This window comes from Porphyromonas sp. CAG:1061 (assembly GCF_000435035.1).
Taxonomy (GTDB): domain Bacteria; phylum Bacteroidota; class Bacteroidia; order Bacteroidales; family Porphyromonadaceae; genus Porphyromonas_A; species Porphyromonas_A somerae.
The window spans coordinates 17,216-27,641 of the sequence record NZ_HF988938.1; the positions used below are offsets into that span (position 1 = coordinate 17,216).

The window sequence follows — 10,426 nt, forward strand, 5'->3', positions numbered from 1 at the left end:
ACCCCGGCCGAGGGGTCGGACAATCCTATCTCCAGGTCTGACCCCTCAGCCGGGGTCAAGTAGGTGGTGAATATGCTCTTACACTCTTTTTTGGTACCTTTGTACGAGGGAGTCAATAATTAATTAGTAATAATATAACAAACGTAATATGATCAACTCACCCGCTGAAGTGCTAAAGAATACAGAGCAAATGGCACTTAATAAGTATCAGGGGTCGCAAATTAAGCTAGCAGTTCTAGGCATCCTAGGTGGTGCATTCATCTCTTTAGGTGGTTTATTTTCCTTTTATTTAGCCTATGGATCACAAGGTATTACGGAGGGGTCTCCTGGTTTTTTTAGGCTCATACAAGGATTAGCATTCCCTATTGGTCTAGTACTCATTTCACTAGTAGGAGGGGAGTTATTCACCGGCAATACGGCAGTCCTCTTCACTGGTGCTCGTAAAGGTTTTATCTCGTGGAGATACGTATTTGCCAACTGGCTGATGACATGGCTTACCAACTTTGTGGGTGCGGTACTGGTTTGTTTTTTTCTCGCACATCTAACAGGGTTACTACAAGTAGAGCCTTGGCAAAGTGGCATTGCTAGTATAGCTAGCAGTAAAGTTTCGCAGCCTTGGCACGTAATATTTCTAAAAGGGATTGGTGCCAATTGGTTGGTATGCCTTGCTATTTGGCTGGGAATGAGTTCGAATGAAATGTTTGGCCGATTGGTGGGGCTTTGGCTCCCGGTGATGGTCTTCGTGACGCTCGGTTTCGAGCATAGCATTGCCAATATGTTTTATATCCCTATGGGGATTATGTCGGGTGCCGATGTGACCGTATGGGAGATGGTTTGGAATAACTTGATTCCCGCGACACTTGGCAATATTGTAGGAGGAGCTATCCTAGTAGGTATGGTCTATAGCTATGCCTACGGATCAAAAAAGTAAACTATGAAAAGAGGAGTTATTTGGCTAGTACTAGTAGTTTTCAACACACTAGCATTGCAGGCTCAGAGCATCACGCTTGGGGAGTGCCTAGAAGCGGCTACTGCTCACCACCCTACTGCCGAACAGATGCAGCTCCAAGGGAAGCTTGGGGAAGAGCTACGCAAGGCACTTTGGTTGGCTTACGTCCCTCAGCTTTCGCTAGAGGCTTCTGCTAATTATCTCAGCGATGTGGTAGAATTGGATATCAAGATGCCAGAGGTGATGGGGATCAAGGTGCCCCCTCCGGATCTGCCCAAGATACCTCACTTTCAGTACAATACCTATCTTCAGGTGACGCAACTGATTTGGGATGGTGGCAGAGTAAAAGCTGGCACCGAGGCGATAAAGTCGGAGACGGCGGCTCAACTAACAGAGACTGAAGTTCGTGCTAAAAAGGTACGTGATGCGGTAGTGGAGCTCTACTTTGCTCTGCTATTAGTGGATAAGCAGATGGAGCTACAGAAGGTGGTGATAGAGGAACTCGCTCGCCAAGCCGATAAGGTTACTTCGTTACTGGCCACCGGGATGGCTAGCGAAAATGACCTAGATTTGGTTACTGTAGAACAAATCAAAGCAAAGCAAACGAGTGACCAACTCCAGCAAAGTCGGAAGGCTCTACTAGAGACGCTCTCCATATATACAGGGCTGAATCTCTCTCAAGGGACGATGGCACAACTGCCAAGTTTACCCACCCTTCCCTCCAATACAGGGACTCGGGTGGCACCCAATAGGGTTGAGCATCTGCTACTGGATAGCCGGCTGAGGAGATTATCGGCCGATTGGAAGGCCTATCTAGCTAAAGGAATGCCTACTTTGGCTCTATTTGCTAGAGGGGGATATGGTCGACCTGGTCTGAATATGATGAACCCCGACCCCTCATTCTACTACATTGCAGGAGCGAAGCTGAGCTGGAACTTTGGCAAACTATACGATCTTTCGACACAAAAAAAGAAGCTCCACCAAAGTCAACGTCTGGTAGAGCTGGAGCGAGCATCACTCGAAAAGGAGTTCCAACGTGAACTGAGTGAAGCATACAATGAAGTAGAGAGGTATGAGACACAGATCACTAGCGACAGACTGCTAGTGGAGACCCTAGAGCGGGTGCTGGATCGCACTAAGAAGAGTGAAGAGGAGGGTACACTTGCCACCTCGGAGTATTTGGAGCAGAAGAGCAAACTAGATGCAGCCAAAAGGACACTAGAGGTAGACCAACTACAGCTCTTAAGGGCTAAGTATCGTGTACAAAATAGATTAGGACTATGATAAAAAGGAATCAATGGGATCATTGGATGGGGTGGCTAGCAGTGGCTACTGCTACACTTTTCCTATCGGCTTGCCACAACCAGAAAAGCGAGGTAATTGGCTCGGGGAGCTTTGAAGCAACCGAGGTGCTGGTCTCTAGCGAGGTGAATGGCAGAGTACTGGAGTGGAATATTGAAGAGGGAAGCACCATTCAGCAAGGGGAGCAAGTAGGATTGGTAGATACTACTCAGCTATTTCTACAGCGTGAGGCACTCCTTCGCTCGGGCAAAGGGGTAAGGGCGAATCAGCCCAATATCGCAACGCAGACCAAAGCTCTGGAGGTAAAGTTGGAGGAGCTACAATCCAATCGCGACCGAACCACTCGTCTGCTAAAAGCTGGAATAGCAACACAGAAGCAACTAGATGACCTAGATAGTGGCATAGCTGCCGTAGAAAGTCAGCTCTCGGCTGCTCGCAGTACGCTTTCTAATCAAAGTAGTCAGATTACTGCCCAAAGCTCTGCCATAGACATACAGGTGGCTCAGGTGGATGATTTGATTGAGCGATCAATGATTGCGGCACCGATCAGCGGTACGGTACTAGCCAATTATATTCACCGTGGGGAACTAGCAGGGCAGGGGCGCCCGCTATTTAGAGTGGGCAATCTCGAGACGCTATTCCTAAGAGCCTACGTACAGAATGACCAATTGGGCACTCTCCACCTAGGCGATGAAGTAAAGGTGCAGGTGGATGGAGAGAAGCGTAGCTACCCAGGTACGATCTCCTGGATCTCTAGTCGGGCAGAATTTACGCCCAAGACGGTACAGACCGATGATGAGCGCTCCAATCTTGTCTATGCCATTAAGGTGCGTGTGCCTAACTCAGATGGCACCCTTCGGATAGGAATGTACGGAGAGGTAGTACGATAAAAGTGTGGTATGAGTGTCGTACAGAGTGAGAAAGCAGCAGCCATATCGGCAGAGGGACTACGACTTACTTTTTCATCCCCTACAGGGGGGAAAGTAGGTGTAGGGACTGCTCCCGGTGGGTTGACCTTTGAAGTGGAACAAGGGGAAATCTTTGGGGTGATCGGTCCTGACGGGGCTGGCAAAACCACGCTTTTCCGACTGCTCTGCTCTCTAATGCTACCCGAGAGTGGCACCGCCCGAGTAGTGGGATATGATGTAGTGAAGGACTACAAAGCACTGAGACAGGTAGTGGGCTATATGCCGGGCACCTTTTCACTTTATCCCGACCTCTCGGTGGAGGAAAATCTCAATTTCTTTGCCACCATCTTTAATACGACTATCGCCGAGAAGTACGATCAGATAAAGGACATCTACAGTCAGATAGAGCCTTTTAAGCACCGCAAGGCAAAGTCACTTTCGGGAGGAATGAAGCAGAAGCTGGCACTCTCCTCAGCCCTTATTCACAGCCCCGAGATACTTTTTTTGGACGAGCCGACTACTGGCATTGACCCGATCAGTAGAGTAGACCTTTGGAATATGCTCCATAAACTCTCAAAGCAAGGGGTAACCATCGTGGTCTCAACTCCCTATATGGACGAGGCAAGGCAGTGTGACCGCTTGGCCTTTATGCAAGAAGGGAATTTCCTCACGATTGATCGTCCTGAGCAACTCACCAAGCAATACCCCTACCCTATCTTTGAGGTGAAAGGGGAGAACCGACTGGAGCTACTCGCAAGGCTCAACAGCTTTCCAAAGGCGATCAATAGCTTTGCCTTTGGCGACGTCTTTCACATCACTACTGAGGCAGGAGTAGATGCGAGCGATATTGCCCGACATATTGGAAGTGGGGAGGTTCGCCCCATCACAGCCGGGCTGGAGGATGCCTTTTTACTACTTTCCAAAACCGAATAAGGGAGCCTATGAGAGTCAGCGATCAAAATGAAATAGTGATTGAGGTCAAGGAGCTCACCAAGGCGTTTGGTAGTTTCTTGGCGGTCAATCATATCTCCTTTGAGGTGAGAAAGGGGGAAATCTTTGGCTTCCTTGGGGCCAATGGAGCAGGCAAGACCACGGCGATGAAGATCCTATGTGGATTGAGCAAACCAACCAGTGGCGAGGGACAGGTGGCTGGGTGCGATATCCTGCATGAAAACGAAGAGATCAAGAAGCATATCGGCTATATGAGCCAGAAGTTTGCCCTATATGAAGATCTTACGGTAGAGGAGAATATCCGCCTCTTTGCTGGCATCTACCGCATTCCCAACTCCGAGATCAAGCAGAAAACCACTCAGTTACTGAAGCGACTTGACTTTCTGGAATACCAAAAGACCTTGGTGAAGAAGCTGCCACTTGGGTGGAAGCAGAAATTGGCCTTCTCCATTGCTATCTTTCACCAGCCTCAGATCGTATTTCTCGATGAGCCTACTGGAGGGGTGGACCCCGTTACTCGGCGACAGTTTTGGGAACTGATCTACGAGGCGGCCTACGGTCAAGGGATTACAGTATTCGTCACCACGCACTATATGGATGAAGCGGAGTACTGCGATAGGGTCTCTATTATGGTGGATGGCGAAATCAAGGCTATGGGGACTCCTGATGAGCTCAAAGAAAAGACGGGGGCACGCAATATGGATGAGGTATTTAAGCAATTGGCGAGAGAGGGGAGGCGAGTAGAATGAAAGCGTCAGGTGCTAAGCAATTCCATGCCTTTGTCTCTAAGGAGTTTATTCATATCTTTAGAGACCCTTATACATTGCTAATTCTGCTACTTATGCCGGTGGTGGAGCTACTACTCTTTGGCTTTGCACTCAATATGGAGGTGACCAATATCCGTACCGCATTAGTCACCTTGGAGCCAGATAGATACACGCAGCGACTAGAGGCGAAGATCCGAAGTCATCCCGACTTTATCCTCTATGAGGAGCACCTTTCGGTGGCTGAGGCGGAGGAGCTACTTCAAAAGGATAAGTTGGATCTCTTCATTGTGATGCCCACCGCCTTTGAGGCAAGCATCTACCGAAAACAGCCGACGCAGGTGCAGATGGTGGTGGATGCCTCCGACCCCAATGCGGGAGAGATACGGGTATCCTACGCCTCTGCATTGCTACAAAGTGTAGTGGTAGAGGAGATTGATGACGGCAGTCAACTTCCCTATTCTATAGAGGTCAATAGCCGAATGCTCTATAATCCGATGATGAAGTCGAGCTACAACTTTGTGCCAGGAATTATGGGACTGGTTCTGATTGTGCTCTGCACCATTATGACTAGCGTGAGCATCGCTCGCGAGAAGGAGCGAGGGAGTATGGAACTGCTACTGGTCTCTCCAGTGCACGCCACTACCATGGTTCTAGCAAAAGCGGTGCCCTACTTTGTGGTATCGCTCATCAACATTGCTTCTATCCTGATACTCTCCTACTTTGTGCTAGGAGTACCCATCCGAGGTTCGTTGTTGCTCATCATCTTGGTTACAATGCTCTACGTACTCGTCGCACTTGCCATTGGTTTGGCGATCTCCAGTCTGGTTAGCCAGCAGAGAGATGCAGTGGTGGTCTCAGGCTTTGGTATGATGATGCCGACCATACTACTCACAGGCATGCTCTTTCCCCTAGCCAATATCCCGGCTGCCCTCCGATGGATCTCCTATCTCGTGCCAGCCACCTACTACATCGGTGCCACACGAAAGGTGATGATACAGGGGCTCTCCTTTATGGGAATATGGCAAGAGGTTCTTGCCCTCACCCTCTTTGCGGTGCTGATGCTCACCATCGCGATTGTAAGTATTCGCCCAAGATTGAAGTAGAAAGATGGTACTAGGTTATTTACTCGAAAAGGAGTTCAAACAACTCTCCAGAAACCCTGTCATCGTTGGGGTGCTGATATTCTACACCATTATGGTGCTCTTCTTCTTTCCGTGGCCAGTAACTCAGGAGCTGAAGTCACTTAAAGTTTCCATAGTCAATAGCGATACAGGCAGTTATGCCCAAAGATTGATCGGTAAGCTGAAGGCAACGAAAAGCATAGAGGTGCAAAGTATTTACCCCGACTATCCATCTGCCTTGAATGATATTGAGCAAGGGGAAACAAAGGCAGTGATGGTCTTTTCCAAAGATTTTAGCGAAAAGCTACAGCTACAAGAAGAGCCTTCGATTCAGTTGCTCCTCAATGCGGTGGATGGCACTCAAGCGGGACTAGCACAGAGCTACTTACTCCAATTGGTACAACATTATTCGAAGCAATTACGGATGGAGGAGCTTGGGCTTTCGCAAGAAGAGATCGAACCAATAGCCGTACTCCCAACCTATCGGTACAATAGTACACTCAATTACAAGTACTTTATGCTACCTGCCTTGCTGGTCATTATGCTCACCATGTACTGCAGTATATTCCCAGCTATGAGCATTGTACAAGAGAAGGAAAAAGGGACACTCCAGCAACTCAATGTGACCCCTATCCGTCGCTCCACCCTTATCCTCTCCAAGATTATACCGTTTTGGATATTGGCAATCATCTCTGTCCTCATCAGCATTCCGGTTATCTATTGGGTCTATGGGCTAGCATTCCAAGGGAGCATACTTCTCTACCTATTTTGCGTATTGATCTTTGCTATCGCTCTTTCGTTTATGGGGGTAATTCTCTCCAACTTTTCTGAGACATTGCAGCAATCAATGTTCCTCACCCTCTTCTTCATCCTCATATTTTTCCTAATGAGTGGGCTTTTCTCCCCTGTTGATGCCATGCCAGCTTGGGCAAAGGTGATCGCCTACGCCAACCCCCTCACCTACTTCAATCGCCTCACCCGAATGGTCTACCTACGTGGATCTGGTTTCCTAGAGATAGTCCCCGACTTGTTGGCTCTACTCGCATTCCTAGTGGTATTTGGGCTTATTGCAGTAGTGACGCACAAGAAACGAGCCGACTGACAATTGGGCCGATTGGCAAGGTTATTGCTAGTAATAGGATAGAAACATAAATCAAATAAGAAGATATGAAGAAAGATAAGGATATAGAGAGAGAGGAGCAGCTCCTCGATGAGGAGCAGGTTGAGACCTCAGAGAACACGGAAACAAATCAAGAGGAGCAGCCAACAGAAGTAGATGAGGTAGAGGCACTGAAGAGCGAGCTAGAGACGATTCAAGACGACTACCTAAGATTGCGTGCGGAGTACGAAAACTACCGCAAACGTACACTGAAGGAGAAGAGCGACCTCATCAAATATGGCGGTGAGAAGATAGTGGGGGGCTTCCTAGATATTATGGATGATATCGAACTAGCCATTAAGAATATGAAGCAGGCGGAGTCGGTAGAAGGCTTAGTGGAGGGAGTAGAGATCATACAAAATAAGTTTGTCTCTGCCCTCAAGGCACAGGGGGTCAATGCCATGGAGGTGATCGGCAAGGACTTTGATGCCGACCAACACGAAGCAGTCGCTATGGTACCTACCGAGGAGGCAGATAAAAAGGGCAAGGTGATTGATTGTGTACAGACTGGCTACACCCTCAATGACAAGGTAATTCGTCACCCCAAAGTGGTGGTAGGCAATTAATAGCAGAGGAGCAAGACAATAATGGCAGAAAAGAGAGACTACTACGAGGTCCTTGGTGTCAGTAAAGGTGCCTCGGACGATGAGATAAAAAAGGCATACCGCAAGACTGCACTTAAATATCACCCCGACCGAAACCCTGGTGACAAAGAGGCCGAGGAGAAGTTTAAGGAGGCAGCAGAGGCGTATGACGTCCTTAGCAATCCCAATAAGCGAGCTCGCTACGACCAGTATGGACATGCAGGAGTAGATGGCAACGCTGGATTTGGAGGGGCAGGTGGTATGTCCATGGAGGATATCTTCAGCCAGTTTGGTGACCTCTTCGGAGGTATGGGCGGCTTCGGTGGCTTTGGAGGCTTCAGTGGCTTTGGAGGAGGCGGAGGAAGTACCGTCAATTATGGCAGTGACCTTCGCGTTCGTATCCATGTGACGCTACAGGAGGTACTCAATGGCACCACCAAGAAGATCAAGGTAAAGAAAAACGTAGCTTGTAGCCACTGCCACGGCTCAGGTGCAGAGGCGGGAAGTAGCAAGGAGACTTGCCCTACCTGTCACGGTTCGGGTCGTGTCATTCGGACGCAAGATAGTATCTTCGGACGCATGCAAACCCAGTCCACCTGTACCACCTGTAATGGTACGGGACAAGTGATCAAGAATAAGTGTACCCACTGTTCGGGCACTGGGATAGAGCAAGGCGAAGAGTTGATAGAGATCAATGTGCCAGCCGGTGTCGCCTCGGGTATGCAAATGACCCTGCGTGGCAAGGGAAATGCAGGACCGAATGGAGGACCGAATGGCGACCTACTAGTGCAGTTTGAGGAGATCAGCGATGCAGAGTTTATCCGCAACGGCAATGATGTGGTTTACAACCTACTCATTCCTGTCACTACAGCTCTACTAGGCGATAAAGTGGTCGTACCCACACTTGACGGCAAGGTTAAGGTAACCATCGAGCCTGGAACTCAGTCGGGCAAGATATTGCGACTGAGGAATAAGGGACTACCAAGTGTGAGAGGGGCCGGCAAGGGCGATCAGTTGATCGTCGTACACATCTTTATCCCAGACAAGCTAGATGCGAAGGATAAGAAACTGATAGAGCAGCTCAGTCAAAGCAAGCACTTCGAGCCTTCCGAGGCCGATAAACGCAAGCTAATCGAGCAGCAACGAGCCAGATACGAAATGTAAAGATAAAAAACACCCTAGCGGGTGTTTTTTTTTGCTCATTATAATACCCCGAAGGGGTTCGTCCGACTCATCCGATGAGGCACCCCCCAAAAAAGAGCACCCTCGCCCCACAAAATCGGTTGGATCTTATATTAGTTTTTCAAGCTACCAATAGGTACCACCAAAACACCATCATCTCTCAGATAGCTATGAGTACCAATCCCAATTAAGACCATTAAGAATGAAGGGGCTGGCATCTTATCAGTATCTATCCTATCTGCAAGCTTCTTTAGGGTCTCAGCTCCACTATCAATCAGAGTTTTACCGCCCAACTTTATCTCAATAAGACCATAATTCCCATTTCTAAGGTGTACTACAGCATCGCACTCCAGGTCATTTCTATCACGGTAATGATAAACTTCTCCATTGAGGGCATCAGCATATACTCTCAAGTCTCTTACTGCCATCGTTTCAAAGAGCAAGCCAAAAGTATCTGTGTCTTTAATCAAATCCTCAGGGCCCACCCCCAAAGCTGCAGTCGCAATGGATGGGTCAACAAAATATCTGGTATCAGAAGTACGGATAGTAGTTTTGGATCGCAAATTAGGATTCCAAGCAAGCATATCTTCTATTAAAAAGATTCGCCTCAATGCAAGAAGATAAGAGGAGATGGTCTCCTCAGTCATAGACCCCGATGAATTAGTTACTAGATCTTTGTAAATAGTAGTGATAGTAGCTTGGGTACCTTGATGCCTAGCATACGAACGAAGTAACCTCCGTGCAAAGACTGCATCGCGATTAACCCCGTCAACCCTTGAGATATCACTATTAACCACCGCATCTACATAGTTATTGACTTGAAGGAGTGCAGCTTGATCTGAAAGAGCTAGAGACCCTGGCCACCCACCCCTACATAACAAGAGAGCCAATTGCTGCGATGAATGGTCTATCGCCACTCCACCCTCTTTTCTCTCTCCTTGAAATAGTTTCTCAAGACTAACTGAACCCGTAGACTCTCCAGATTCCCAGAGACTCATTGGTCGCATGGTCAACCATGCAAATCGACCCGTACCTGAGTGGGTTATTTCCGATGTGTTAGGTGGAACAGCAGAGCCGGTAAAGATCAATTGTCCAGGCAATCCTCTTTTACTCACTTCAAACCGTGCAGCATCCCAAAGTTTTGGTGCCAGCTGCCACTCATCAATCAACCTTGGTGTATCACCTTGAAATAGCAATAAAGGCTCCGTCTCGGAGAGGATAATGTTACCTTCCCTACTCCTTGGGTCATCCATATAAAGGATGCTTTTAGCCTGTTGTTTAGCAGTCGTTGTTTTACCACACCACTTTGGTCCTTGAATGAGTACCACCCCAGCTGCTTCTAATTGGTTACTCAATAGCTTATCTGCTATCCTGCTTTTATACATACAAGTTCACTAATACGAAAACCATTTAAAATACCTTCACAAAGGTACATAGATATTTACTGAATACCAAATAGTTACGATTTCTATTCCGCCAAATGACAGATTTCCATTCCGCCAA

9 protein-coding genes and 1 pseudogene are annotated in these 10,426 nt (G+C 48.0%); 9 read left to right on the forward strand and 1 reads right to left on the reverse strand.

All coding sequences use genetic code 11. From position 1 onward, the window contains the following. The first annotated feature begins 148 nt into the window (after positions 1 to 148). The 9 genes and pseudogenes from QVO39_RS07500 to dnaJ all read left to right on the forward strand — a co-directional run bounded on the left by QVO39_RS07500 (position 149) and on the right by dnaJ (position 8,905). Positions 149 to 931 carry a formate/nitrite transporter family protein gene (locus QVO39_RS07500; RefSeq protein ID WP_018028172.1) on the forward strand — a complete coding sequence of 261 codons (783 nt, stop codon included), beginning with the start codon at positions 149 to 151 and terminating at the stop codon, positions 929 to 931. A 3-nt stretch (positions 932 to 934) separates the two neighbouring features. Next, positions 935 to 2,233: a TolC family protein gene (locus QVO39_RS07505; protein ID WP_021903651.1), complete on the forward strand. Its 1,299-nt coding sequence runs from the start codon at positions 935 to 937 to the stop codon at positions 2,231 to 2,233. Beyond that, positions 2,230 to 3,141 (forward strand): HlyD family secretion protein, encoded by a 912-nt coding sequence (locus tag QVO39_RS07510; protein WP_021903652.1) that lies wholly within the window; start codon positions 2,230 to 2,232, stop codon positions 3,139 to 3,141. The genes QVO39_RS07505 and QVO39_RS07510 overlap by 4 nt, the downstream gene beginning before the upstream one ends. A 9-nt stretch (positions 3,142 to 3,150) precedes the next feature. Continuing rightward, entirely contained in the window at positions 3,151 to 4,092 is a 942-nt protein-coding gene (locus tag QVO39_RS07515) for an ABC transporter ATP-binding protein (RefSeq protein ID WP_021903653.1), read from the forward strand. A 32-nt stretch (positions 4,093 to 4,124) separates the two neighbouring features. Further along, positions 4,125 to 4,859 (forward strand): annotated as a pseudogene (locus tag QVO39_RS07520) (ABC transporter ATP-binding protein); the annotation flags it as partial. Beyond that, complete coding sequence (locus tag QVO39_RS07525; protein WP_021903654.1) at positions 4,856 to 5,980, forward strand: ABC transporter permease; 1,125 nt, start codon at positions 4,856 to 4,858, stop codon at positions 5,978 to 5,980. The pseudogene QVO39_RS07520 and the gene QVO39_RS07525, both read left to right, overlap by 4 nt. A gap of 4 nt (positions 5,981 to 5,984) precedes the next feature. Beyond that, entirely contained in the window at positions 5,985 to 7,100 is a 1,116-nt protein-coding gene (locus QVO39_RS07530; RefSeq protein ID WP_021903655.1) for an ABC transporter permease, read from the forward strand. Positions 7,101 to 7,165: 65 nt separating this feature from the next. After that, positions 7,166 to 7,723 carry a nucleotide exchange factor GrpE gene (locus tag QVO39_RS07535; RefSeq protein ID WP_021903656.1) on the forward strand — a complete coding sequence of 186 codons (558 nt, stop codon included), beginning with the start codon at positions 7,166 to 7,168 and terminating at the stop codon, positions 7,721 to 7,723. Positions 7,724 to 7,744: 21 nt separating this feature from the next. After that, the gene (dnaJ, locus tag QVO39_RS07540) at positions 7,745 to 8,905 is read left to right on the forward strand and encodes a molecular chaperone DnaJ (protein WP_021903657.1); all 1,161 of its coding nucleotides are present in this window, start codon (positions 7,745 to 7,747) and stop codon (positions 8,903 to 8,905) included. Between the two features lie 131 nt (positions 8,906 to 9,036). On the opposite strand, the gene QVO39_RS07545 is transcribed toward dnaJ, so the two are convergent. Beyond that, entirely contained in the window at positions 9,037 to 10,308 is a 1,272-nt protein-coding gene (locus QVO39_RS07545; protein ID WP_021903658.1) for an ATP-binding protein, read from the reverse strand. Positions 10,309 to 10,426 lie beyond the last annotated feature (118 nt).